The sequence below is a fragment of the Shinella sedimenti genome (genome assembly GCF_022601905.1).
Classification (GTDB): domain Bacteria; phylum Pseudomonadota; class Alphaproteobacteria; order Rhizobiales; family Rhizobiaceae; genus Shinella; species Shinella sedimenti.
The window spans coordinates 507469-530543 of the sequence record NZ_JAKVIN010000002.1 but is presented as its reverse complement, the minus strand read 5'-3'; the positions used below and the strand labels follow the sequence as shown (position 1 = coordinate 530543).

The 23075-nt window shown below is 63.2% G+C and carries 22 protein-coding genes; 9 read left to right on the top strand and 13 right to left on the bottom strand.

The genetic code is table 11. The annotated features are described in order from the left end of the window. Nucleotides 1–27: 27 nt before the first annotated feature. Nucleotides 28–930 (top strand): LysR family transcriptional regulator, encoded by a 903-nt coding sequence (locus MKI86_RS06695; protein WP_241599301.1) that lies wholly within the window; start codon nucleotides 28–30, stop codon nucleotides 928–930. On the opposite strand, the gene gor is transcribed toward MKI86_RS06695, so the two are convergent. Beyond that, nucleotides 908–2296 carry a glutathione-disulfide reductase gene (gor, locus tag MKI86_RS06690; RefSeq protein ID WP_241598914.1) on the bottom strand — a complete coding sequence of 463 codons (1389 nt, stop codon included), beginning with the start codon at nucleotides 2294–2296 and terminating at the stop codon, nucleotides 908–910. The two genes, MKI86_RS06695 and gor, sit on opposite strands and share 23 nt — an antisense overlap. A 249-nt stretch (nucleotides 2297–2545) precedes the next feature. Here gor and MKI86_RS06685 point away from each other — a divergent pair, with 249 nt between their 5' ends. Continuing rightward, a complete protein-coding gene (locus MKI86_RS06685; RefSeq protein WP_241598911.1) occupies nucleotides 2546–2881 on the top strand; it encodes a hypothetical protein in 336 nt (111 codons plus the stop codon). A 70-nt stretch (nucleotides 2882–2951) separates the two neighbouring features. On the opposite strand, the gene MKI86_RS06680 is transcribed toward MKI86_RS06685, so the two are convergent. Beyond that, nucleotides 2952–3491, bottom strand: coding sequence for a DUF2059 domain-containing protein (locus tag MKI86_RS06680; RefSeq protein ID WP_241598909.1), 540 nt, complete (start codon nucleotides 3489–3491; stop codon nucleotides 2952–2954). Nucleotides 3492–3508: 17 nt separating this feature from the next. After that, on the bottom strand, nucleotides 3509–4207 hold the full coding sequence (rpiA, locus tag MKI86_RS06675) for a ribose-5-phosphate isomerase RpiA (protein ID WP_241598907.1): 699 nt from the start codon (nucleotides 4205–4207) through the stop codon (nucleotides 3509–3511). A 191-nt stretch (nucleotides 4208–4398) separates the two neighbouring features. On the opposite strand from rpiA, the gene MKI86_RS06670 reads away from it, so the two are divergent. Beyond that, nucleotides 4399–5073 (top strand): HAD family hydrolase, encoded by a 675-nt coding sequence (locus MKI86_RS06670; RefSeq protein WP_241598905.1) that lies wholly within the window; start codon nucleotides 4399–4401, stop codon nucleotides 5071–5073. 77 nt (nucleotides 5074–5150) lie between these two features. Here MKI86_RS06670 and MKI86_RS06665 read toward each other — a convergent pair whose 3' ends face one another. After that, nucleotides 5151–7040 (bottom strand): L,D-transpeptidase family protein, encoded by a 1890-nt coding sequence (locus tag MKI86_RS06665; RefSeq protein ID WP_241598903.1) that lies wholly within the window; start codon nucleotides 7038–7040, stop codon nucleotides 5151–5153. 477 nt (nucleotides 7041–7517) lie between these two features. Here MKI86_RS06665 and fumC point away from each other — a divergent pair, with 477 nt between their 5' ends. The 3 genes from fumC to MKI86_RS06650 all read left to right on the top strand — a co-directional run bounded on the left by fumC (nucleotide 7518) and on the right by MKI86_RS06650 (nucleotide 11179). Continuing rightward, entirely contained in the window at nucleotides 7518–8969 is a 1452-nt protein-coding gene (gene fumC, locus MKI86_RS06660; protein ID WP_306424444.1) for a class II fumarate hydratase, read from the top strand. 162 nt (nucleotides 8970–9131) lie between these two features. Further along, complete coding sequence (locus tag MKI86_RS06655) at nucleotides 9132–10202, top strand: GGDEF domain-containing protein (protein WP_241598899.1); 1071 nt, start codon at nucleotides 9132–9134, stop codon at nucleotides 10200–10202. Between the two features lie 332 nt (nucleotides 10203–10534). Beyond that, the gene (locus tag MKI86_RS06650) at nucleotides 10535–11179 is read left to right on the top strand and encodes a L,D-transpeptidase (protein ID WP_241598898.1); all 645 of its coding nucleotides are present in this window, start codon (nucleotides 10535–10537) and stop codon (nucleotides 11177–11179) included. A gap of 6 nt (nucleotides 11180–11185) precedes the next feature. Here the strand turns inward: MKI86_RS06650 and MKI86_RS06645 are convergent, their stop codons facing one another. The 4 genes from MKI86_RS06645 to MKI86_RS06630 all read right to left on the bottom strand — a co-directional run bounded on the left by MKI86_RS06645 (nucleotide 11186) and on the right by MKI86_RS06630 (nucleotide 14026). Then, a complete protein-coding gene (locus tag MKI86_RS06645; protein ID WP_241598897.1) occupies nucleotides 11186–11983 on the bottom strand; it encodes a M15 family metallopeptidase in 798 nt (265 codons plus the stop codon). After that, on the bottom strand, nucleotides 11973–12359 hold the full coding sequence (locus tag MKI86_RS06640; protein WP_241598896.1) for a hypothetical protein: 387 nt from the start codon (nucleotides 12357–12359) through the stop codon (nucleotides 11973–11975). The genes MKI86_RS06645 and MKI86_RS06640 overlap by 11 nt, the downstream gene beginning before the upstream one ends. A 78-nt stretch (nucleotides 12360–12437) precedes the next feature. Then, on the bottom strand, nucleotides 12438–13046 hold the full coding sequence (locus MKI86_RS06635; protein ID WP_241598893.1) for a pyridoxamine 5'-phosphate oxidase family protein: 609 nt from the start codon (nucleotides 13044–13046) through the stop codon (nucleotides 12438–12440). Between the two features lie 71 nt (nucleotides 13047–13117). Next, the gene (locus MKI86_RS06630; RefSeq protein ID WP_241598891.1) at nucleotides 13118–14026 is read right to left on the bottom strand and encodes an alpha/beta hydrolase; all 909 of its coding nucleotides are present in this window, start codon (nucleotides 14024–14026) and stop codon (nucleotides 13118–13120) included. Between the two features lie 47 nt (nucleotides 14027–14073). Between MKI86_RS06630 and MKI86_RS06625 the strand changes: the two genes are divergently transcribed. Continuing rightward, a complete protein-coding gene (locus tag MKI86_RS06625) occupies nucleotides 14074–14544 on the top strand; it encodes a MarR family winged helix-turn-helix transcriptional regulator (protein ID WP_241598889.1) in 471 nt (156 codons plus the stop codon). 45 nt (nucleotides 14545–14589) lie between these two features. On the opposite strand, the gene MKI86_RS06620 is transcribed toward MKI86_RS06625, so the two are convergent. Both MKI86_RS06620 and MKI86_RS06615 read right to left on the bottom strand, forming a co-directional pair. Further along, entirely contained in the window at nucleotides 14590–16416 is a 1827-nt protein-coding gene (locus MKI86_RS06620; protein WP_241598887.1) for a monovalent cation:proton antiporter-2 (CPA2) family protein, read from the bottom strand. Between the two features lie 49 nt (nucleotides 16417–16465). Continuing rightward, nucleotides 16466–16840: a gamma-butyrobetaine hydroxylase family protein gene (locus MKI86_RS06615; RefSeq protein WP_241598885.1), complete on the bottom strand. Its 375-nt coding sequence runs from the start codon at nucleotides 16838–16840 to the stop codon at nucleotides 16466–16468. Between the two features lie 200 nt (nucleotides 16841–17040). Here MKI86_RS06615 and moaA point away from each other — a divergent pair, with 200 nt between their 5' ends. Then, entirely contained in the window at nucleotides 17041–18027 is a 987-nt protein-coding gene (gene moaA, locus MKI86_RS06610) for a GTP 3',8-cyclase MoaA (protein WP_241599299.1), read from the top strand. Between the two features lie 4 nt (nucleotides 18028–18031). Here moaA and mobB read toward each other — a convergent pair whose 3' ends face one another. Genes mobB through MKI86_RS06595 form a run of 3 tightly spaced genes read right to left on the bottom strand, consistent with a single transcriptional unit; the run spans nucleotide 18032 to nucleotide 20136 of the window. Further along, a complete protein-coding gene (gene mobB, locus MKI86_RS06605; protein ID WP_241598883.1) occupies nucleotides 18032–18544 on the bottom strand; it encodes a molybdopterin-guanine dinucleotide biosynthesis protein B in 513 nt (170 codons plus the stop codon). Further along, nucleotides 18541–19176, bottom strand: a complete 636-nt coding sequence (mobA, locus tag MKI86_RS06600) for a molybdenum cofactor guanylyltransferase MobA (protein ID WP_241598881.1) — start codon at nucleotides 19174–19176, stop codon at nucleotides 18541–18543. The genes mobB and mobA overlap by 4 nt, the downstream gene beginning before the upstream one ends. Nucleotides 19177–19230: 54 nt before the next feature. After that, nucleotides 19231–20136: a DMT family transporter gene (locus MKI86_RS06595; protein ID WP_241598879.1), complete on the bottom strand. Its 906-nt coding sequence runs from the start codon at nucleotides 20134–20136 to the stop codon at nucleotides 19231–19233. Between the two features lie 384 nt (nucleotides 20137–20520). On the opposite strand from MKI86_RS06595, the gene MKI86_RS06590 reads away from it, so the two are divergent. Beyond that, nucleotides 20521–23064: a methyl-accepting chemotaxis protein gene (locus MKI86_RS06590; protein WP_241598877.1), complete on the top strand. Its 2544-nt coding sequence runs from the start codon at nucleotides 20521–20523 to the stop codon at nucleotides 23062–23064. Nucleotides 23065–23075 lie beyond the last annotated feature (11 nt).

The window sequence follows — 23075 nt, the reverse complement described above, 5'->3', positions numbered from 1 at the left end:
AAGGATGGTGTGAACGAGGGACGGGAAATGTCGGAAGTCGACTGGAGCGATCTGCAGCTTTTCTTTCATGTCGCGGCGGAAGGCGGACTTGCGGGCGCCGCATCGATAACCGGCATCAGCGCACCGACGATCGGGCGCCGCATGCTGGCGCTGGAGCGCTCCATGGGCCGTACGCTGTTCATCCGCAGCCAGCAGGGCTACCGGCTGGCGCCCGACGGTACGGTGCTGTTCGAACATGTGCAGACCATCCGCCGCACGACGGCCGATATTACCCGCTGGCACGGCGATGCCTTCACGCTGCCCATCGTATCGGTCGCTGGCAACATCTGGCTGTCCGGCTTCATTGCCGACAATCTCGCCGAGCTCAGAACCAAGGATGACGACTTCCGGCTCTGCTGCAAGCTGCTTTCGGCCATCGGCGACCTTACCCATCGCCACAGCATGATCGCGCTTCTCCACGACGCGCCCAAGAGCGGCAATGTCGCCGTGCGCAAATCCGTCGACGTCACCTACGCGGTCTATCGCGCGGCAGACAGCAATGGCGGAGCGGAGCAGCCTTGGGTGTCCATCGGCACGGAGGTTGCCACGGCGGAGCCCGAGAAATGGGTATTCCGCCACCACGAGAACCAGATCCACACCTGGACGAATGCTCCCGACATTCTCCACCGGCTGATTGCCAGCGGCGCCGGGCGCGGCGTTTTGCCGACCTTTGTGGGAGATGCCTTACCGGCACTCGTACGCGACGGTGATCCGATCGAGGCGCTCACCCATCCGCTTTGGCTGGTTGTCAACGACGACGACCGCCATCGCCCGGAAATGCGCCTGGCGCTCGACAGGCTCGTGGCCCTCTTCAAACGCCACGAGGATCGCTTCGCAGGCCGCCTGCCTTCGGAGACACCGGCGGTTCTCAGATCCGCTGGCCGTTCCTGACGCGGTAGCTCGGCTGGTACATCGTCACCAGCTCTTCCGATGCCGTCGGGTGAACCGCCATCGTGCGGTCGAAATCGTCCTTGGTCACGCCGGCCTTCAGCGAAATGCCGAGCAGCTGCGCCATCTCGCCCGCCTCATGGCCGAGGATATGAGCGCCGACCACCTTGCGGTCCGCGGCATTGACGACAAGCTTCATGATGATCTTTTCCTGCCGGCCCGACAGCGTCGCTTTCATCGGGCGGAACTCGGCGCGATAGATTTCGAGATCGTCGAATTTCTTCGCGGCCTCCTCTTCGCTCAGCCCCACCGTCCCGATCTCCGGCTGCGAGAAAACGGCCGTGGCGATGAGGTCGTGGTCCGGCGAGACCGGATTGCCGCGAAACTCCGTCTCGATGAAGCACATGGCCTCATGGATGGCGACGGGGGTGAGCTGCACGCGGTCGGTCACGTCGCCCAGCGCGAAGATGCCGGAAACATTGGTGCGCGAATACTCGTCGACGATGATGGCGCCGCGCTCGTTCGTCTGCACGCCCACCGTTTCCAATCCCAGGCTGCCCGTGTTGGGCGCACGGCCCAGCGCCAGCATCACCTGGTCGACATGCAATGTCTCGCCGGCTTTCGTCGTGACCGTGCGGCATCCGTCCGCCGCCTCGGCGACGTTGGTGATGATGTCCTCGCAGAGGATGCGGATGCCCTTGGCGATCATCGCCGACTGCACGCCGTGGCGCATGTCCTGATCGAAGCGTGAGAGGATCTGCTTGCCGCGATAGATGAGCGTCGTCTCGACGCCGAGCCCGTGGAAGATGTTGGCGAATTCGACCGCGATATAGCCACCGCCGGAAATGACGATGGATTTCGGCATCTCCGGCAAATCGAAAGCCTCGTTCGAGGTAATGCACAATTCATGTCCCGGCAGGTCGGGATGCGGCGTCGGATGTCCGCCGACGGCAATCAGGATGCGCTCGGCCGTGACCTCTTCGCCGGTGGCCGTCAGGCGAACGGTGTTCGGCCCGACCAGAACGGCGCGTGTGGCAAGGATCGTTGCGGCCGCATTGTCCAACCCCTTGCGGTAGAGGCCCTCGAGGCGGGTGATTTCCTTCTCTTTGGCCGCCACCAGCGCCTTCCAGTCGAAGCTGCTCTCGCCGACCGTCCAGCCGAAACCGGCGGCATCCTCGAAATGCTCGGGAAACTGCGAGGCATAGACATAGAGTTTCTTCGGCACGCAGCCGCGAATCACGCAGGTGCCGCCGAAGCGGAATTCTTCGGCGATCGCCACCTTCTTGCCCATGCTTGCGGCCAGACGCGCGCTGCGCACGCCGCCGGAGCCGCCGCCGATGACAAAGAGGTCGTAATCGAAAGCCGTCATGGGGATCTCCTGCGGGCGTGGCCTGACGATGGCGTTGGAACGGGCCGTCGAATCCGCGGCCGCGCATGCCTCCCATATAGGTGCAGCAGAAGCAAAAGTGAAAGCCCGGCCTTCACCGCCCGATATATCGCCCGTCGCGGCGCATTTCTCACTGAACGGCTGGCTGTCCGCCGCTATTTCCATTTACCGAATGTGAGACACCGCTTAAAAGAAATCCCGCTCAATTGTGGGCTGAACGGATGACAAAAAATGTCAAAATCGAAATTGATCGCAATCTCTACCGCCGCATTGTTGCTGGTTGCCGGCGCGGCCTCTGCCGAAGATCTCGTTTTCAACCTGAAGAATGGCACGAACTCCGTGCTCACCCGCTTCTACACGTCACCCGTCGGCGTCGATAAATGGGAAGAGGATGTGTTCGGGCAGGACGTGCTCAACCCCGGCGAAACGATCGAGATCACGATCGCAGACGGCCGCGAAGTCTGCGAATATGACATGCGCTTCGAATTCTCCGATGATTCCGATCTCGACACGACCACCGATACGCAGAACCTTTGCGAACTCGGCGACTACACAATCCACGAATAGGTCGATCCGGGCCGTTATGCCCGCAGATGGAATGAAATGAAAAAGGCGGCCCGTGGCCGCCTTTTTTGTCTTACTGCTGCGGCTGTTGCGCGCCGCCCTCGGCGGGGGCAGCACCGATCGTGGAGTCCAGCTTCTTGCCGCTTTCCGTCTGCAGGTCGCGGCTGACGCCGGCGGCCCAGATTTCCGCGGCCTTCATGACTTCGCGCGTCGCGATCGGGCCGTCCGTCAGGAGCTTCTTGCCGACAGGCGAGGCATAGAAGTCCGCGATGGCCTTCAGCTCATCCTGCGTAAAGGTCTTTGCATAAATCGTGGCCGCTTCTTTTTCGAGATCGGCGCGGCGGGGAGCAAGGGCAATCGCCTGCTCGTCGACAACAGCGTTGATCTCGGCCTCGTAGTTGGGCGACGCCTGCACGAAGGTTGCCTTCACGCGGGCGGCGAGGCCCGGCAGGATGTTGTCGAAACGGCTCGTCGCACCGATGGCGTCGATGGCAGCACGAGCAGCCTTGATCTGGTCGTCCGTGACATCCTGCGCCTTGGCGGCGCCGGCAAGGCCGGCCGAAACGATGAGGGTCACTGCGAGTGTGCGGCCGAAACCAGCAAATTTGGACATGTGGTCTTTGCTCCTGTCTATTCTTTCGCCGTCAGCGTACGTGCTCCCGCGGGTCCCGCGATGACGGCCAGCGACGCTATATTGATGAAGAGGCCGTGTTCGACGACTCCGGGTATGTCATTGAGGTTTCTTGCGAGCGCATCTGCATCAGGAATGCGGCCAAAAGATGCGTCGAGAATATAGTGACCGCCGTCTGTCGTGAACGTTCCGTCGCCGGACGCGCGCAGGTCGATCGCGCCGGAAAGGCCAAGGCGGGTTGCAAGCTTCTCGATGGCGATGCGTGTGGCAACGAGGCCGAACGGATTGACTTCGATCGGCAGCTTGAAGGCGCCGAGCGTCTCGACAACCTTGGTTTCGTCGGCGATGACGATCATGCGCTTGGAGGCGCAGGCAACGATCTTCTCACGCAGCAGCGCGCCGCCGCCGCCCTTGATCAGACGCAGCCGGCTGTCGACTTCGTCGGCGCCGTCGATGGTCAGATCCAGTTCCGGCAGTTCATCGAGCGATTTCAAGGGAACGCCGAGTTCCAGGCAGAGCCGCGCCGTGCGCTCGGACGTGGGAACGCCCTCGACGCGCAGGCCGCCGGCGACCTTTTCGGCCAGCAGCCGCACAAACTCCTCGGCGGTCGACCCCGTGCCGATGCCCAGGCGCATGCCATCTTCCACATGCGCCAGTGCGGCTTCCGCCGCCTTGATCTTCATTTCACGGGCGTCCATGCCCCCCAACTCCCTGAACGGTTGCAAGCCGGCACGCGCGAAGCACCGGAATTCCGGTGAGACACTTACACGCCCCGCCCCGCAAACGAAAGTCAAAAACGCCGCAAGTCCCGGACCGAAAAGGCGATTGCAAAAGCGTCGGCCCTCGCTTACCGGAAAGACCTCCTCCGCTCTGTCCCGCAAGGCCTGCCATGACCTCTTCTCTCGTTGTCTTCGATCTCGACGGTACGCTCATCCACACCGCGCACGACCTCGTGGCCAGTCTCAACCACACGATCGGCCTGAGAGGGCTCGATCCCGTCACCTATGACGACCTGACCCATCTGGTCGGCCATGGCGGCGTGGTGATGATCAAGCGTGCCTTCGCGCTTCGCGGCCGCGCCGTTACCGACGACGAATTGCAGGAAATGCTCGGCGTCTTTGTCGATCATTACGGCAATGCCATGCCGGGTGTTTCCGCGCCCTATCCCGGCCTGATCGAGGCGATGGATCGCCTGACGGATGCGGGCTACCGGCTCGCGGTCTGCACGAACAAGATGGAAGGGCTCGCCCGCCGCCTCCTCGAAGGCCTCGATCTGACCGATCGCTTCGCCGCCATCACAGGTGGCGACACTTTCGCCACGCGCAAGCCTGACGCCGAGCATCTGCTGGGCACCGTGCACCAGGCCGGCGGCGACCCGGCGCGCACCGTCATGATCGGCGACAGCCTCAACGATATCCTCGTCGCCCGCAATGCAGGCGTGCCGTCGATCGGCGTACCCTTCGGCTATTCGGACGTGCCGGTGGACACGCTGGAGCCGACCCATGTCATCGCCCATTTCGACGAGCTGACGCCCGCACTGGTGGAGCGGCTGCTGGCGCGCTGAACCGGCGGAAAGCCATACGGTTCAACGAAAAAAGGCGCCCTTGCAGGCGCCTTTCTTTTTCGGAGCGATGGAGCCGCTCAGGCACCGGCCTGACGCGCCTTCTGCGTCGCCGCGAAGGCCTTGCGCATGTAGTCGTCGCGCCCGTAGACGTCATCGAAATACTCGACCACGCCATCCTTGTTCGGCCATGCGGTGAAGTAGGCGATGTAGATCGGAATATCCGCCTTGACGCTGAGCGCCTTGTTGCGGCCGGCGGCGATCTCCTTACCGACCTCTTCCTCGCTCACGCCCAGCACGGCGGCCGCCATCTTGCGGGGCTCGGCGAGGCGCACGCAGCCATGGCTCAGCGCACGCATGTCCTTCTTGAAGAAGCTCTTCGACGGTGTGTCGTGCATGTAGATGGCGTGGCTGTTCGGGAAGAGGATTTTCAGTTCGCCGAGCGCATTGTCACCGCTCGGAGGCTGGCGAACGGAAATGCCCGACGTCGAGCCGTACCAGTTGACCGAGGACGAAGGAACCGCGCGCCCGCCGACGGCCACTTCATAGCCCATGCGGTCGAGATAGTTCGGATCGTTGCGTAGCTTCGGCAGCATCTCGTTGATGATGATCGACTGCGGCACGCCCCAATAGGGATTGACCTCGACGGTCTGCACCTTGTCCTCGAAGAAATAGGTCTGGTTCGACTTGGAGCCGACGACCGTGCGCATCGAGAACTTTTCCGAACCGCCTTCGTAGTAATAGACCTGGAAAGCCGGCTGGTTGATGAAAACATGCCGCGCGCCCAGATCGACGGGCAGCCAGCGCGCCTGCTCGAGCGCCACCTCGACCTTCGCGATCTTGTCGGCAACCGAATCACCCCCCGTCAGCAGACGGATGGAGGCCTTGCCGACGATGCCGTCGGGCTTCAGGCCATGCTCCTTCTGGAAGGCCTCGACGAGCGACACCAGTTCCGGCGTGTATTCGGGCGTGCCAGCATAGGTGGCGATCGTCACGGAATGGTCGGTCTTCAGCGCGTCTGACCCGTGCTTGACGATGCCCTTCACGACATTGGCAAGCTCCGGATTGCTCTGGCCGGGTTTCAGCAGCGTACCGTCAGCGATCACGACACGGTCTTCGCTGCTCGTCTCGGCCTTGAGGCGGGCAAGTTCATCCTTCAGCGCCTGGAAGTCCGCGCTCTGCGGCGAGCGGCTTTCCAGATAGGCCTTGACGTTGCTGCTCATCGAAACGTTCTTCAGCGCGGCGACGAGATTGACGTCCTTGCGCTTGAAGTCGTGGTAGCCGGAAATGCGGTTCGGATCGATGCGGCCGCGCACCGCGTCCTGCACATAGCTGGCGACGGCCGAGGATAGCGCGATCTCGAAGGTGGCGAGTTCGGCATAGCGCGCGGTCATGTCGGCGCTGTCGAAATCGTTGGCCGGAATCTTCACGGCATAGTCCCACGGATCGAGTCCGACGGATGCGGCATCCGCCAGCACTGCAATGGCGGCCTTCGCCTTGTCGTTGATGCCGGTGCCGTCGATCCAGACGAATTTGCGGTTGTCGCTATAGAAGGTCTCGACGGCCTTGGCGGCATCCGGATTGGTGCGCACGTCGACATTCGTGAAGGCCGCGCGGATTCCTGCATCGCCGGCAGGCGCAACATCTGCGGAAATCGAGCTTGTGACAACCGGATCGGCCAGTTTGTCGACGCCGACACGCTTCAGGGCGTCGGCCTTGTAAGTATAATAACGCGGGCCGGTGACGCGCGGCAGCGGCTTGGCTTCCTGCTTCACCTGGGCGGCGGCACCAGGCAGCGCAGAGGTCGTTGTGACCCCGGGCAGGCCGGCTGCCTCTGCCTGCTTCTTTTCCTTGCGCTTCTGCAGCCACTCCATGAATGTCATTGCGTTGGCGGGCGCTGCGTGGAGCGTGACGGTGGCACAGGAAAGAGCCAGCGCGGCTGCCAGCACGGCGGTTTTCGTAAGCTTCATGTGTTTTCCATTCCCCGTCTTAAACCGCGCTTCGCGGTCTCTGGTGGCGCCCGAACCAGCAGGCCGGTAAGTTATAGGAAAGGATGGTGAATGAAAAGGAAACGCCCTCCCCCCACATGCCTTCCTGGCCCTCACAAAACCGTTATGGCGAACCTTCACCGAGGGAACGGCTGGGCCGGCATAAAAATTTGAACCCGCACGCATTTTTGCCTTTGCAGCGCCGCGCCGGACACCAATCAACACCATGGTCAAAAAAAATCGATAGCGGGTTGTGATGCAAAAGGCACAGCCCGAACGCGCCTGGACCGATGGTCAAGCCCTGCGGCGCGGCCTAATCGATTTTAACCGAAAGTCTCGCTCCGCGAGAACCGGCCGCCCCTTGCAAGTGGGTCGCAGATGGGCCAGAGATTTGCGCGATTTTTTCGCGCCAGCGCGCATGCCGTTTCCGGCCCGCGCTCGCCCGGCCTGCCGCGTCCCATGCGGCGGCAACGCCGGCGGCAGACCTCATCGCATGGGCTCGGAGAAGCGGGAAGCACTATGACATCGACGCGCACGGAAACGGATACATTCGGCCCCATCGAAGTGGACAACAGCCGCTATTGGGGCGCGCAGGCCCAGCGCTCGCTCGGCAATTTCAAGATCGGCTGGGAAAAGCAGCCGCTTTCCGTCGTTCGTGCGCTCGGAATCGTCAAGCAGGCCGCCGCCCGCGCCAACATGGAGCTGGGCCGTCTCGATCCCGCCATCGGCAAGGCAATCATCGAAGCCGCGCAGGAAGTCATCGACGGGAAGCTCAACGATCACTTCCCGCTCGTCGTCTGGCAGACCGGCTCGGGCACGCAGTCCAACATGAACGCCAACGAGGTCATCTCCAACCGGGCCATCGAAATGCTCGGCGGCGTCATGGGCTCCAAGAAGCCGGTGCACCCCAACGACCACGTCAACATGAGCCAGTCGTCCAACGACACCTATCCGACGGCCATGCACATCGCCTGCGCCGAGCGCATCGTTCATGACCTGCTGCCGGCGCTCAAGCATCTGCATGCAGCGCTGGAAGCCAAGGTCAAGGCCTTCGATCACATCATCAAGATCGGCCGTACGCATACCCAGGACGCCACGCCGCTGACGCTCGGTCAGGAATTCTCCGGCTATGCCGCGCAGGTCGCCTCGTCGATCAAGCGCATCGAGATGACCCTGCCGGGGCTTTGCGAACTCGCCCAGGGCGGCACGGCCGTCGGCACCGGCCTCAACGCGCCGGTCGGCTTTGCCGAAAAGGTCGCCGATCACATCGCCGAGATCACGGGCATCGCTTTCAAGACGGCGCCGAACAAGTTCGAGGCGCTGGCCGCCCACGATTCCATGGTCTTCTCGCACGGCGCCATCAACTCCGCTGCCGCGGCTCTCTTCAAGATCGCCAACGACATCCGCTTCCTCGGCTCCGGCCCGCGCTCCGGTCTCGGCGAACTGTCGCTGCCGGAAAACGAGCCCGGCTCGTCGATCATGCCGGGCAAGGTCAATCCCACCCAGTGCGAAGCCCTCACCCAGGTCTGCGCCCAGGTCTTCGGCAACCATGCGTCGCTGACCTTCGCCGGCAGCCAGGGCCATTTTGAGCTGAACGTCTTCAACCCGCTGATGGCCTACAACTTCCTGCAGTCCGTCCAGCTTCTCTCGGATGCCGCGATCTCCTTCACCGACAATTGCGTCGTCGGCATCGAGGCGCGTGAAGACAACATCAAGGCAGCGCTCGACCGCTCGCTGATGCTCGTCACCGCGCTCGCCCCGAAGATCGGCTACGACAACGCCGCCAAGATCGCCAAGACGGCCCACAAGAACGGCACGACGCTGCGTGAGGAAGCCGTTGGTGGCGGTTACGTCACCAATGAGGAATTCGACGCGGTCGTTCGCCCGGAAAAGATGATCATGCCTGGCTGAGGCCAACGGTACGTCACGCTCAGCTAAAAGGCCGCAGATTCAACGATCTGCGGCCTTTTTTTGTGTACCGCACGCAACCGAGACGAGAAACGTTAATCATTCCCAAAGCATTTTCACTTTATTTTACGGGCCTACATTCGAAATCGGTCGGGAGCAGCCGCAATGAACACGGCAGTCGCGCAGAAGGTCCAGGTCCCGGACATCGCGGCGCAGGTCACCTACGCCATGCGCATTATGGGCATCTCACCCATTCCGCGGAACTACGAGCTGTTCTACGAAGCCTATATCGGCTCGAACCCGAAGCTGACCCGCGAACTGGCGGCGCTTGGCAGCAAGGCCAACCAGGAAGAGCTGGACGAAATCGGCGCGCAGTATTTCGGCCATCACCATGGCGTCACTGCCATGGACGGCGTGCATTCGCGTATCGTCGGTGAACTGGAAGGTCTGCTTCGCCTTCTCAGGCAGGAGCAGACGTCGCTGGAAAGTTACAACCGGCTTCTTGACGAGACCGTCGTTCGCATCACCGGCAAGAACGCCACCAGCATGGACCTGATCAGAAGCGTCATCGGCGTGCTCACGGAGGCCACAGGCGACACCATCAGCCAGGGCAAGGTGATGGTGGAGAATGTCGCGCAGAAGTCACTCGAAATGGAAAGCGTGCGCAAGGAACTGGACGAATACAAGCGCATTGCCTCGACCGATTCGCTGACCCAGCTCGCCAACCGCCGCGCCTTCGACGACAAGCTGTCGTCCATCTACAATTCCACGATGGCGCACAATGTCACCGGTCTCATCCTCGCCGATATCGATCATTTCAAGAAGATCAACGACACCTACGGCCATCCCGTCGGCGACAAGATCCTCGCGTCCGTCGGCAGCGTGATCCGCGCGAATGTGCGCAAGGACATCCTGGTTGCCCGCACCGGCGGCGAGGAATTCGCCATGATCATCGAGGGCAACAACGAGGAAGAGGTGATCGCCATCGCCGAGCGCGTCCGCACCGCGCTGGAGCACACGCCCTTCAAGAACTCCAAAACCGGCGTCAATTACGGCCCGATCACCATATCGCTCGGCCTGTGCATGGCCTCTTCGGCGGAAGGCCCCGGCGAACTCTACTCGAAGGCGGACATCGCGCTGTATTGCGCCAAGAACGGCGGCCGCAACCGCACGATGCCCTTCGAGGATGGCATGAAAAAGGACTTCGCCAAGAACTGGCTGATCTATCGGCGATAGCGCCAGCCCCCTGTTTCGAAACGGCGCCCTCGCGGCGCCGTTTTTGCACTTCGGCAAGGAAATTTCGGCGCGCCGCACATCCGGCGGAACCGCGACGGAAATCGTGCGTTTGTGTGGCAGGCAAGGAGGATAGCGCCATGCAAACCGGATTTTTCGAAATGACGATGATCGCCGCCCTGATGCTGAGCAGTCTGGTCTGGATACAGCCATTCTGATCAGTCGCTCATGCGGCTTTGTTCCGCGAGGAACAGCACGGGCGTCGCGCCTGCCCTAGAAAAGTCCCATCGAAAAGCCGGCCACGCCGGATGCTCCGACAGGGAAGGGACAGGACCATGAAAACGCTCGCCATCGCCCTCATCGCAGGGCTTGTCTCCACATCCAGCGCCTTCGCCGCCGGCCCGTCCGTGGATCCGATCGAGGTGTCGGCGCTCTCATCAGCAACACACAAGGCCGGCTGGCTTCAGGTGCTGTCGAGCGGCAAGCCGATCGCCTCGGAAAAGAAGATCGCCGCAGTATCCCGCGCGCCCATCGCCCGCGAACTCGTCGCCTTCGACGAAAAGGTCGCGCCCGGCACCATCATCGTCGTCAACTCGGAGCGCCGCCTCTATCACGTCCTCGGCTCCGGCCTTGCGATGAAATATGCCGTCAGCGTCGGTCGTGCGGGTTTCATCTGGACCGGTACGGAAAAGGTGACGCGCAAGGCCGAATGGCCGACCTGGACACCGCCGCAAGAGATGCGCGACCGTGAAGCCAGGAAGGGCAAGGTCCTGCCCGTCTCGATGAAGGGCGGCCTCGACAATCCGCTCGGCTCGCGCGCCATCTATCTCGGCTCGACCATCTACCGCATCCACGGCACCAACCAGCCGTCATCGCTCGGCAAGGCGCAATCCTCCGGCTGCATCCGCATGGCGAACGAGGATGTCGAGCACCTCTATACGCAGGTCGCTGCCGGTGCCACGGTCATCGTGCGCGATTGAGCGAAATCAGCGGCAGGCGGAAGCGCCTGCCGCTTTCGCGATGGCGATGAGTTCCGGCCGGTACTCAAAATGCATGGTGTCGTAGTGATACCAGCGCCCGCCCCAGACGAAGCCGTGCTGTTCGAAAATCTCGACGATTTCCAGCGGATACTTGTTGGCAAATGTTTTCACCCTGCCCGGCTTTCCGCCGGACCAGATCCAGTAATCCGCAAACTTCGTGTTGAGATCGATTGCGGCGCCGAAACTGTGCACCGACATGTTCTTTGCGCCGGAGACCTTGCGCCAGTTGAACACGCCCGCCGAGGGCGACAGATAACGCTTCAGTTCGGGCTTTGCCGCAAGCGCATCACGCACCTTTTCCAGCGCCGCTGCCGCGCCCTGCCGCTTCGTCACGCGCAAAGTTTCCCCGAACCAATCGACCGGCACGAGGTCAGCCCCGACCGCCTTGGCCGACGCGCCATAGAGCCGCATCATCAACGCATCGCTGCGGATACGGCCCGGGTCGAAGTCCACCTCCGGTTTACGCTCGCAGGGCCCGAGCGGATAGATTTGCCGCAGGCTGTCCTCGACATCGCCGGAGGATAGCGCCGCCGCATGATCCTTGGCCTTGCCATCATCTATTTCGAGTGGCGCGCCGCCATCCTTGAAGAGCAGCGTGTTGCCCTCCACGCCGGAAAGGCTATCCGGGTAGGCCTCCACCAGCAGCTCGAGGCGGGCCGCAAGATCCGGCTCTGCCGCCCCCGCCACTGGGCAGGCAGCGAGGAAAATCGCGGCCGCACCCGCAAGAAGGCGATTAATCGACATTGATGTTGACGTAGTCGCCCCGGGCGCCGCGCCATATCTGGACGTTTATGCGCACATCGCCTTGCAGCAGCAGGCGCGCCGCGCTGCTGTCGATACGGCCGTGGCTGATCATGCGCTCGGCCAGTTCCCGGTTCCGTGCCGAGGCGAAGAAGCCGTCGGTCTCGTCGCCCGGCTGGCGGATGCCGAAGCGATGGACATTCGCGCGATCTTGGCGGATCACCTGCCAGGGCTGCGTCAGGCGCTCATTGCTGGAATTGTAAAGATCGTCCTGGCCGATATAGGCGTTGTAGCTCTCGATCAGTTCATCCGCCCTGGCAACCCCAATCGAGGCCGTAAGCATACCGGCGAGCGCCGCCGCAAAAAGTCCTGTCCGCATTTCCAACTCCAGATTTCGGCAAAAGCCATTCACGATCAGGGATAGGACGGTTCTGCATGACGCGATATTCGCCTGCTCCTACCACATTGTTTTCGCGGCCCTGCCCGGCCATTCGCGGTCATAGGCGGCGCCATCAAAGCCCTGCTTGGCCGAAGCGAGCATCTGCCCGACGGTCGGCAGCTGGGATGTGTCACGGAATTTTTCGGGGTTCCAGAGGTCGGCGCGCAAAACCGCACGAGCGCACTGCGAATAGACCTCCTCCACCGTGATCACCACAACCGAACGCGGATGGCGTCCATCCATCACAAAACGCTGGGTGATCGCCTCGTCGATGCGCACCACGGCACGACCGTTGAGGCGCATCGTGGTGTTGGAGCCGGGAATGAGGAACATGAGCGCGACGCGCGGATCACGCACGATGTTTGAAAGCGAATCGATCCGGTTGTTGCCGCGCCAGTCCGGCAGCATCAGCGTGCGCTCGTCCTCGATATGGATGACGGCATCCGCATCTCCGCGCGGCGAGCAATCGAGCCCCTCCGGCCCCACGGTCGCCAGCGCCATGAACGGCGATGCCTCGATCATCGCGCGATATTCCGGCAGGAGATGATCCGTCACCTTGACGAGCGAAGCCTCGCCCGGCGCGCCATAAAGCGCGCTCAACTGTTCAACTGATGTCACGACGGTCATGTGCCTCTCCATGCTTTGCCCAAGCCGGGCGGATCGCACCTTTCCATGACAGTCGCGTGACGAAAAGCCCCTCAGGCGGCGATCCGTTGCCGATCTTCAGCAAAGAAGCCGACGATCCGGTCGATCACGGGTGCGGCCGAAACGATGCGTCGGTGGCCGAAGCCGTTTGCCCATTCGAGCGTGACGTTCGGGCCAGCCGCCGCGTAGCGGCGCGCATGGTGCGCGGGAACCTCCTTGTCGTCCTCCGCATGCAGTACAAGCATCGGCGTATCGAGCCGGCCCGCCCCGCTTGCTGCATCGAAGGCGGACAGCGGCGCGCCGGCGATGCGCTCGACATGGCCTTCCAGCGCCGCCTGCGCCTGCGGCCCGAGTTTGAGGTAGCGCCCGAGATCCTTGAAAAGCCACGTCATCTCGCTCGGCGAGCCGATGGTCACGAGCCGGCGGGGCCGATGCGCGGGCACAGAGGGCACGAGGCCGCTCGCCGCACAGGCAAGGGCAGCACCGCCGAAGGAATGGCCGCAGAAATAATCGAAGCCGCCGAAGCGCTGCCAGGCCGCATCGATTGCGCGCACCGCCATCGGCAGGGTGAGCGTGCGCCCGCGCGCTGCGCCGTGCCCCGGCAGGTCGAGTGCCACGACCTCATGGCCGGCAGCGACGAGTTCCTCCGTCAGCACCGAAAGATAGGCCGCGCGCGAGCCCCATCCATGCACGACCAGCACCCGGCCGGCGAAGGCCTCGCAAGGGCGGGTGGCAAAACGGTGGGCGACCGCGGTGCGTCCGCCGAATTCGAGCGTCACGCGCTGCGCCTGCCGCATCCAGCCCTCCGAGCGCGCGAAAAGCGCCTTCTCCTTGACCGTGCGCGGCCGGCGCGCCGGTGTCGTGGCAAAGATCCGGAAAGCGGCTCGACCCGCCGCATCGGGAGAAACGGCGGCCATGCCCGAAAGCGCGAGCCGGATGACCTTCAAGCCAAAGGATGCCATAGTGGGAAACCATAAAAATGTTCAATGCTGAACAATAAAGTACAACGATGAACGAAAATCAAGCCTTCCCCTGGGATCATCCGCGCTTTCGCAGCTGGATCGGCGTGGCGCGGGCCTGCCAGCTCATGCAGCAGGCGATGACGCGTGCGATCGCGGACCTCGATATCAAGACGCCGCATCTCGACATCCTGATCAACCTCTATCGCTTCGACGGCATTTCGCAGCAAGAGCTTGCCCGCAAGCTCTTGGTCGGCCGTTCGAACATGAGCATGCTTCTGCCGCAGCTCGAAAAGCGCGGCCTCATCGAGCGCCGGCCCGATGCGAAGGACAAGCGGATCCTGCGTCTTTCGCTGACAAAGAGCGGCCGGGACCTGACCATGCAGGCCATGGCCATTCAGACCGGTCTCATCGAGCGCACCCTGTCCCAGACGCCGGAGGACCGCTGCCTTCAGGTCGCCGAAGCCATGGAGGACATCATCCATATCCTCCAGACAATGGAGCCTGCCGAAGAGGCGTGAGCATGGATCAGCGGTCGCTGCCAGCCGCGCTCCCAGGCGCTCAAATCAGTTCGCCTGTTCTTCCTCGCGGCGGTGGCGCTCCTCTTCCGCGGCGGCGCGCGCGCGGCCGGTGCGCGCCGCGATGATGTCGGCGGGCTGCGCATTGCCGCGAACGAGCTGACGGCCGGCATAGACGCCGCCGACCGTTTCGAGCGCAAAGCGCTCACGATCCACGTCGCGGAAGTCCTCCACCACGTCATCAGCGACGTCTTCGTCTTCACCGAGCGCCTTCAGCGTCTCGCGGCTGAAGGCCACGGCCGATTCGAAGGTCTCCCGGATCTGGAAGTCGACGCCGGCATGTACGAGGTCCAGCGCATGGCCGCGGTCGAAAGCGCGGGCCAAGAGCGGCACGAGCGGGAATTCCTCCTTCACCACCTCGGCGATCTTGACCGCAGCCTCCTTGTCGTCGACGCAGATCAGGATCGCCTTGGCCGTGCCGGCACCGGCGGCGTGCAGGATATCGATGCGCGCGCCGTCGCCGTAATAGACCTTGAAACCGAACTCGGACGCATCGCGCACGAATTCGGCATCCCGGTCGATCAGCGACAGCGTGTAACCGCGCGCCAGCAGCGGCTGGCTCACGATCTGGCCGAACCGGCCGAAGCCGATGATGAGGACGGTGCCCTCGACATTCTCCGGCAGCGTCAGCCCTTCCGTCGACGGCGGCTTCTTCGGCACCAGCCGGTCGTGGGCGATCACCATCAAGGGCGTCAGGATCATCGAGATGATGATCGTCGCCGTCAGGATGGCATTCGACTGTGCATCGAAGATGCCGGCGGACACCGCGGCTGCATAGAGCACGAAGGCGAACTCGCCGCCCTGCGCCATCAGCACCGCGCGCTCGAGGCTCTCGGCGTGGCAGGTGCCGAGCACGCGCGCCACGACATAAATCAGCAGCATCTTGGCTACCATGTAGCCCGCCACGCTTGCTGCCACGAGCTGCCAGTTGGCCGCGATGACCGATAGATCGATCGCCATGCCCACGCCCAGGAAGAACAGGCCGAGCAGGATGCCGCGGAACGGCTCGATATCGGCCTCCAGCTGGTGGCGGAACGCGGATTCGGAGAGCAGCACGCCGGCCAGGAACGCGCCCATGGCCATGGAGAGGCCCGATACCTGCATGGCGAGCGCCGACCCGAGCACGACGAGCAGCGCCGCCGCGGTCATCACCTCACGCGCGCCGGATGACGCCAGCACCCGAAACAGCGGATTGAGAAGGTAACGCCCGGCCAGAACCAGCGCGGCGACGGCGCCGATGGCGATGCCGACAGAAAGCCAGCGGTCGGACGCATCGGCCGCGGCAGCGCCCGTGCCCAGCAGGGCGACGATGGCAAGCAGCGGCACGATGGCCAGATCCTCGAAGAGCAGGATGGCGATGATGCGCTGTCCCTTGAGCGTGGACATCGTTCCCCGTTCCTGCAGCATCTGCATGACGATGGCAGTCGAGGTCATCACGAAGCCGGTGCCGGCGACGAAGGAGGGAATGAGCGGAAAGCCGAAGGAAAGGCCTATAGAGGTCAGCGCGGCGATCGCGCCGATCACCTGAACCGCGCCCAGCCCGAAAATGTCCTTGCGCATGCCCCACAATCGCGACGGCTGCATTTCCAGGCCGATGATGAAGAGAAACATCACCACGCCGAGTTCGGCGACATGGATGATCGCCTGCGGATCGGCAAAGAAGCCGAAGCAGAAAGGACCGACCACAAGGCCCGCGGCGAGATAGCCGAGCACCGATCCGAGCCCGATCTTCTTGAAAATGGGAACCGCCGCGACGCCCGCCGCGAGGAGGACGACGACCTGCGCCAGATCGTTTGCATTCGCGTCTGCGGCCAAAGGCGTCTCCCGTCCGGGCTGGTTGGACACCGCCCGGCGGACTGTCCGGTTATCGCGGCTTTTCCGATATATCGCGGCTCATGCCCTTCTCCGCAAGCTCGCGCTCGTAGTCGGCGAAGAGATCGGCCCCCTTTTCCCCGAGTTCCCGCAGATAGGACCACGTATAGATGCCGGTATCGTGACGGTCGTCGAAGCCGATGCGCACAGCATAATTGCCTGTGGGTGTCATGGACAGGATGGCGACATTGCGCTTGCCCGGAACCGTCACTTTCTGGCCCGGTCCATGGCCCTGCACTTCCGCCGAGGGGGAAAGCACGCGCAGCAACTCGGCGGAAAGGTCGAAGCTTGCGCCGTCGTTGAAGGTGACGACAAGGCGCTGGCGGTCCTTGGAGACACGCAGTTCGGTCGGCCAGACATCGCTCATGTCCATTCCTTTCTTCACGATTTCGCGAAGGACTATGCCGCAAGCCGGGGATGCGCAAGGCGCAAATTACTGCCATAATCGCCGCACCGGCTTGACGATGCGGCTTTGGCGCACGACATGACGGTTATGGAGGACGTGTTTTGAACTCGCATATTGGCCCCTGGACCGGCGCGGACCCCGTCGCGCAATCCGCCGCCCCGATGATCGACCCCTTCGGACGGGCCGTCACCTATCTGCGCGTTTCGGTGACCGACCGCTGTGATTTCCGCTGCACCTATTGCATGGCGGAGAACATGACCTTCCTACCCAAGAAGGACCTTCTCACGCTGGAAGAGCTGAACCGGCTCTGTTGCGCCTTCATCTCCAAGGGCGTTCGCAAGCTGAGATTGACCGGCGGCGAGCCCTTGGTGCGCAAGAACATCATGCATCTGGTGCGCGAACTCGGCCGTCACGTGCATGCCGGCACGCTCGACGAACTTACGCTCACCACGAACGGCTCGCAGCTCGCCAAACATGCGGCGGAGCTCGCCGATTGCGGCGTGCGCCGCATAAACGTCTCGCTCGACACGCTCGATGCGGAGAAATTCAAGACCATTACCCGCTGGGGCGATCTCTCAAAGGTCATGGAGGGCATCGACGCCGCGCAGGCCGCGGGCCTCAAGATCAAGATCAACTCGGTCGCCCTCAACGACTTCAATGACCGCGAAATCCCCGAGCTGATGCGCTGGGCCCACGGTCGCGGCATGGACTTGACCCTCATCGAGACCATGCCGATGGGCGAAATCGAGGAAGATCGCACCGACCGCTATCTGCCGCTGTCGGAAATGCGCGCCCGCCTCGCCGAACAGTTCACCCTCACGGAGAATGCTTACCGCACCGGCGGCCCGGCACGCTACGTGACAGTCGAGGAGACCGGCGGACGCCTCGGCTTCATCACGCCGATGACGCACAATTTCTGCGAAAGCTGCAACCGCGTGCGTCTCACCTGCACCGGCACGCTCTATATGTGCCTCGGCCAGAACGACGCCGCCGACCTGCGCCTGCCGCTGCGTGCTTCCGATGACGACGCCCTGCTCTCGCAGGCCATCGACGAGGCCATCGGCCGCAAGCCGAAGGGCCACGATTTCATCATCGACCGTCGCAACCGCCCGGCCGTCGCGCGCCACATGAGCGTAACCGGCGGCTGATCCTTCAGCCGTCGAGACCCGTCACCGCCACCACGAAATCCGCGATCGTCTTCGTGTCGTCGAGGTCGAAGACCGGGAGCGCTGTATCCGCGACGGCATGGTCGGCCGCGATAGCCACGATATGCGGATCGGTGGGCGCAAGCGGTTCGCGGTTGGCCGATTCCAGCCGCCGCGCCTCGATCTTGGGTATCGGCTCGCGCTTGTAACCTTCGATGAGCACGAGATCGCACGGCGCCAGCCGGCCGAGGATTTCCTCGAATGAAGGCTCGGGCGCGCCGCGCAGCTCGTGCATGATGGCGTAGCGCGTGCCCGAGACGATCGTCACTTCATGCGCGCCGGCCTGCCGGTGCCGGTAGCTGTCCGCCCCCACCTTGTCGATATCGAAGTCATGATGGGCGTGCTTGACCGTGGAGACACGGTAGCCGCGCCCGACGAGTTCCGTGACAAGGCGTACGGCAAGGCCCGTCTTGCCGGAATTCTTCCAGCCGGCAATGCCGAAGATCTTCGGTCGTGTCATCGTTGCAGCACCTCAAGCCAGCGTTCCGCCGCCTCCAGATCAGCAGGCGTATTGATGTTGAAGAAGGGATCGAGCAGCCCGGTGGGAGTCTCGACCGGTTGGAAGGTCACTTCCCGCGCGTTGTGGCGATCGAGGAAGCTGCGCACCCGCAGGACGGCACTACTCGCAAGCCATGCGGTAAGGTCGTCGGCAAGAGCAACGGGCCAGAGCGCGAAGACCGGATGCACGCCATCCGCCGACCGCGCCACGACGATACGGTCCGGCGTATCGACAGCATCATGCAGGCGGGAAACGAGATCGCCGGGAAAGAACGGACTGTCGGTCGGCACCGTCGCGACATGGCGCGCGGCGGGATGATGACGTCGCGTGTAATCCAGCGCCGCTGCAACACCGCTGAGTGGGCCGGAGCGCGATGCCTCGAGATCGGGAAAGATCGCCAGCCCCTCGCCCTCCTTACTCAAGACCGGCCCGTTCGTGTTGATGGCGATGGTGGAAACCTGCGGCCGTAGATGCCTGATCGCGTGATCGAGCAGCGAAACACCGCCGAGACGGATGCGAGCCTTGTCTTGCCCCATGCGCGACGACAGCCCGCCCGCAAGCACGACGCCCGGTATCGGCACCTTGTCCGCCATATCGCCCGTTCCTCCTCCGCTCCCTGCCCTATTCGGCCGCAAACCATTGTGCCGTCAAGGCGATTCCGGCTTCGATTCCTGTGCGACCGGCGGCTGTTTTCGGATATTCTCGCGCGAGAAGGCATAGAGGCCCGACGCCACGATGATCGCCACGCCCACCGCCATCCAGAAATCCGGTATTTCGCCAAAGGCCAGGAAGCCGATCGTCATGGCCCAGATGAGCGATGTGTAGCGGAACGGCGCGATGAACGATATTTCCCCGACGCGCATCGCATTGACGATGGTCTGGTAGCCGACGAGCAGCAGTACGCTCGCGCCCGCCAGGCGTGCGAGCGTCTCCAGCGTCATCGGCTGCCAGCCGCCGAGCGGCACCACCAGCGCGCCACCGACCATGGTGATGGCAATGGCGGTCGCGGCGCTGATGAAGATCGACGGCACATCGCGGCTTATCCGTCGGGTGGAAAGATCGCGTGTCGCAGCCCCGACAACAGACGCGATGACATAGATCGCGGCAAGCGAGAACCCCTCCGGTCCGGGCCGGATGACGATCAGCACGCCGACGAAGCCGGCAAGGATCGCCGCCCAGCGCCGCCATCCCACGGTTTCGCCGAGGAAAAGCGCTGCTCCGAGTGTCACCGCAAGCGGAAGCGACTGGAGGATGGCCGAGGTGTTGGCCAACGGCATGGCTCCAAGCGCCGAAACGTAGGCGAGCGAAGCGATGATCTCCGCCACCAGCCGCAGAAGAACTGCCGGCTGGACGAGCACGCGCCAGGAACAGATAGCCCCCATCCAGGCCGCAATGCCTAGAACCAGCACGCTGGTCATCATCCCGCGTATGAACAGGATCTGCCCAGCATTCATGCTGTGGGTGACGGATTTGACGAGCGCGTCGTTACAGGTGAAGCCGGCCATGGCGACGACCATGAAGAGCGCCCCCCTGGTATTTGCGGTAAGGCTCATGAAGAATGATTCCATGCATATCCGCTCAGTCATAAGCCGGATACCTGTCGGTTGCATCCCGATTCTGCCGGATGAAGCATTGCCGTGACCAAAGAACAGGCTTTTGCTGCAGCCTTGGGCACGAAAGCAGCGTAATTCTCTGGAACAGCATGAGTTTCAGCCGCTTGTGGGAAGTATTTCATTAAACTTCCGCGCCTATCGTTACCGCACCCCAATGAACGATCGCATGATGCGACGGGTGAAGGCATGCCGGCGGATGGACGATCGGTAATGCCCTGAACGACGGATGGCAGGCCGCGCCCGCAAAAGGGCATGAGTGGCCCTTTCCGTTTTTTTGCGATCACCCTCGGGAATGTTGATCGTCATAAACATGCCGGGGAAGCCATGTCCTTCATCGATCGCCTGCTGCAACAGCGCCGCATCGTCACCAAGGTGCTGCTGTTCGTTATCCCTCTCATCGCGCTGATCGCGGGTATCGGCCTCGTGGGATATTTCACTGCGAGCACGCTGAACGGCCACATGACGGTCACGCGCGAGACGATCAACAGCCTGTCGCACTTCCAAAACCTGCGCACCGCCTTGCAGGACTTTTCCGACAGGCCGAGCCAGGTGACGCGCGACACGCTCGCTGCGCGCATCGACGAGCAGGATGCCGGCATCCACGATCTGGAGGCCCTCCTTCCCGACGAAGCGGAAAAGGCCAAGATCGCCTCGGTCGTCGCGCTCGCCACCACCATGCGCAGCCAGACGGAAAACCTCTGGGCCATCGACCAGGAACGCAACGCCGTGACGGCCGACCTCGAGGGCGCGCTTGCGGCGATGACCAAGGACGGCGAGTTCGCCGAAAAGCAGATCGACGTCATCCGCGGCGAATCGGGCGAAAAAGAAGCCTTCGCCAAGGCCCTGCTGTTCGATGCCGCAGCCTATCAGGGCCTTGCAGAACGCATCGGCAAGTTCCGCAAGCCCGTCGCGCTGGCAATGAAGGCAGAGGACAAGGTGAAGGCCGCCGGGACCTACCTGCCGCAGCTCGTCAAGCAGCTGGGCGAATCCAAAGCGATCGCCTCGGAAAAGGCGCTTGGCCAGATTGTACCGTTCGAGACTGAAATCGAGGCCGTGAAGGCCATTCTCGCCGGCAGCGACGATGCCGAAGCCAAGAAACTGAAATTCGTGCCAGTGCTCGGCAAACTCGCCAAATACGAGGCCGACTTCACCAAGGCCGCCGGCGCCAATTCCGATACCGCCGCCAAGCGCTTCGTCGGCATGGACGCCGAAATCGCGACGCTGAAGACGCTGATCTCCCTGATGAGCGATACGTTCAAGGCGATCGGCGAGACACGCCTGCATATCAGCGAACTCCACCGCAAGCTCGATCAGTCAAGCCGCGACGCGGTGCTGGCCGACGTGAAGAACGTTTCGGCGAGCGCTGCCGAACTCGCCAAGCTTGGCGCCAAGAACGCAGCCCTGCGCGATCTTGCCCAGAAGCTCGCGCCCTCGCTGGAGCGCGTCGAGAACGGCACACAGAACCTCATCTCCGTCGGCGAGACCTGGCAGGCCGCCCGCGCCAGCGCCTATGTGTCCGTCGCCGATGCCAGCCAGACGCTCGAGCAGTTCGTGTCCAGCGCGCAGGAAGCCGGCAAGAAGGACAGCCAGCGCTCAGCCAATGTCTCCATCATCGCAATGGTCGCCGGCACGCTGATGGCCATCATCGGCGGCCTGATGCTGGTTGAAACGCTGCGTGGCCCGCTCAAGCGCGTTACGGAAGCCATGTCGCGCCTCGCCTCGGGCGATCTCGACATCTCCATCGACGGCCGCAACCGCGGCGACGAGATTGGCGACATGGTGCGCTCGGTCGCCGTCTTCCGCGACGCGGCACGCGAAAATATCCGCCTGGAGCAGGAAGCCGAAGCCCAGCGCCAGCTGACGGCCGAGGAACAGGCGCGCCGCGCCAGCGAGCGCGCCCGCATCGAGGCCGAACAGACCGAGGCGCTGACGGCGCTTTCGAACGTTCTCGGCCAGCTTGCCGCCGGCAATCTCGAGGAAAGCATGACGGAGGCGCTCGCCGCCGAATATGTCGCGATGGCGCGCACCTATAACAATGCCGTGGAGGCGCTGCGCGTCACGCTGTCCGACGTTCGCGCCACGACCGTCGAGATCAACAGCGGCACTGGCAATCTCGCCACCTCCGCAGACGACCTCGCCCGCCGCACCGAGCAGCAGGCCGCAGCCCTCGAGGAAAGCTCGCGGGCGCTTCGCCAGCTCACCGATATCGTCCGCTCGACGGCCGAAAGCGCACAGCAGACCGCCGTCTCCGTCGATGAGACCCAGAACTATGCCCGCCGCTCCGGCGATGTGGTGGCCAAGGCCGTCGACGCCATGGACCAGATCAACAAATCCTCGGAAAAGATCAGCACCATCATCAGCGTCATCGACGAGATCGCCTTCCAGACGAACCTTCTGGCGCTCAATGCCGGTGTCGAGGCGGCCCGCGCCGGCGAGGCCGGCCGCGGCTTTGCGGTCGTGGCGCAGGAAGTGCGTGAACTCGCCCAGCGGTGCGCGGGTGCCGCCCGCGAAATCAAGGGCCTCATCTCCGACAGCTCCGCCCAGGTGCGCAACGGCGTGTCCCTCGTCACCGAAACCGGTGAGGCCCTCACCGTCATCAACGAGCACATCTCGTCCATCCACTCGCTGGTCAGCAAGATCGAGCATGCCGCCGCCGCCCAGTACGAGGGTATCAACGAGGTGAACCAGGCCGTTCATCAGGTGGAGCTGATCACGCAGCAGAACGCCACCATGGTCGAGGAAAACACCGCCGAAATCCACGGCCTGCGCCGCCGCGTGCAGAACCTCAACGAGAAGATCGATCACTTCAAGACGCGCGATCTCGATCTGACACGCAACGACGGCTTTAGCCGCCACCACGCCGCCTGAAAGGAAGCAGT

What these genes read in the sequence shown, in the direction of transcription:
- MKI86_RS06625 (WP_241598889.1), top strand. Translation starts at nt 14,074, where the DNA reads ATGAACGAAAATCAAGCCTTCCCCTGGGATCATCCGCGCTTTCGCAGC.
- moaA (WP_241599299.1), top strand. Translation starts at nt 17,041, where the DNA reads ATGATCGACCCCTTCGGACGGGCCGTCACCTATCTGCGCGTTTCGGTG.
- mobB (WP_241598883.1), bottom strand. Translation starts at nt 18,544, where the DNA reads ATGACACGACCGAAGATCTTCGGCATTGCCGGCTGGAAGAATTCCGGC.
- MKI86_RS06685 (WP_241598911.1), top strand. Translation starts at nt 2,546, where the DNA reads ATGTCAAAATCGAAATTGATCGCAATCTCTACCGCCGCATTGTTGCTG.
- MKI86_RS06655 (WP_241598899.1), top strand. Translation starts at nt 9,132, where the DNA reads ATGAACACGGCAGTCGCGCAGAAGGTCCAGGTCCCGGACATCGCGGCG.
- gor (WP_241598914.1), bottom strand. Translation starts at nt 2,296, where the DNA reads ATGACGGCTTTCGATTACGACCTCTTTGTCATCGGCGGCGGCTCCGGC.
- MKI86_RS06615 (WP_241598885.1), bottom strand. Translation starts at nt 16,840, where the DNA reads ATGAGCGATGTCTGGCCGACCGAACTGCGTGTCTCCAAGGACCGCCAG.
- rpiA (WP_241598907.1), bottom strand. Translation starts at nt 4,207, where the DNA reads ATGGACGCCCGTGAAATGAAGATCAAGGCGGCGGAAGCCGCACTGGCG.
- MKI86_RS06695 (WP_241599301.1), top strand. Translation starts at nt 28, where the DNA reads ATGTCGGAAGTCGACTGGAGCGATCTGCAGCTTTTCTTTCATGTCGCG.
- MKI86_RS06650 (WP_241598898.1), top strand. Translation starts at nt 10,535, where the DNA reads ATGAAAACGCTCGCCATCGCCCTCATCGCAGGGCTTGTCTCCACATCC.
- fumC (WP_306424444.1), top strand. Translation starts at nt 7,518, where the DNA reads ATGCGGCGGCAACGCCGGCGGCAGACCTCATCGCATGGGCTCGGAGAA.
- MKI86_RS06635 (WP_241598893.1), bottom strand. Translation starts at nt 13,046, where the DNA reads ATGACCGTCGTGACATCAGTTGAACAGTTGAGCGCGCTTTATGGCGCG.
- MKI86_RS06680 (WP_241598909.1), bottom strand. Translation starts at nt 3,491, where the DNA reads ATGTCCAAATTTGCTGGTTTCGGCCGCACACTCGCAGTGACCCTCATC.
- MKI86_RS06590 (WP_241598877.1), top strand. Translation starts at nt 20,521, where the DNA reads ATGTCCTTCATCGATCGCCTGCTGCAACAGCGCCGCATCGTCACCAAG.
- MKI86_RS06670 (WP_241598905.1), top strand. Translation starts at nt 4,399, where the DNA reads ATGACCTCTTCTCTCGTTGTCTTCGATCTCGACGGTACGCTCATCCAC.
- MKI86_RS06630 (WP_241598891.1), bottom strand. Translation starts at nt 14,026, where the DNA reads ATGGCATCCTTTGGCTTGAAGGTCATCCGGCTCGCGCTTTCGGGCATG.
- MKI86_RS06640 (WP_241598896.1), bottom strand. Translation starts at nt 12,359, where the DNA reads ATGCGGACAGGACTTTTTGCGGCGGCGCTCGCCGGTATGCTTACGGCC.
- MKI86_RS06645 (WP_241598897.1), bottom strand. Translation starts at nt 11,983, where the DNA reads ATGTCGATTAATCGCCTTCTTGCGGGTGCGGCCGCGATTTTCCTCGCT.
- MKI86_RS06665 (WP_241598903.1), bottom strand. Translation starts at nt 7,040, where the DNA reads ATGAAGCTTACGAAAACCGCCGTGCTGGCAGCCGCGCTGGCTCTTTCC.
- mobA (WP_241598881.1), bottom strand. Translation starts at nt 19,176, where the DNA reads ATGGCGGACAAGGTGCCGATACCGGGCGTCGTGCTTGCGGGCGGGCTG.
- MKI86_RS06595 (WP_241598879.1), bottom strand. Translation starts at nt 20,136, where the DNA reads ATGAGCCTTACCGCAAATACCAGGGGGGCGCTCTTCATGGTCGTCGCC.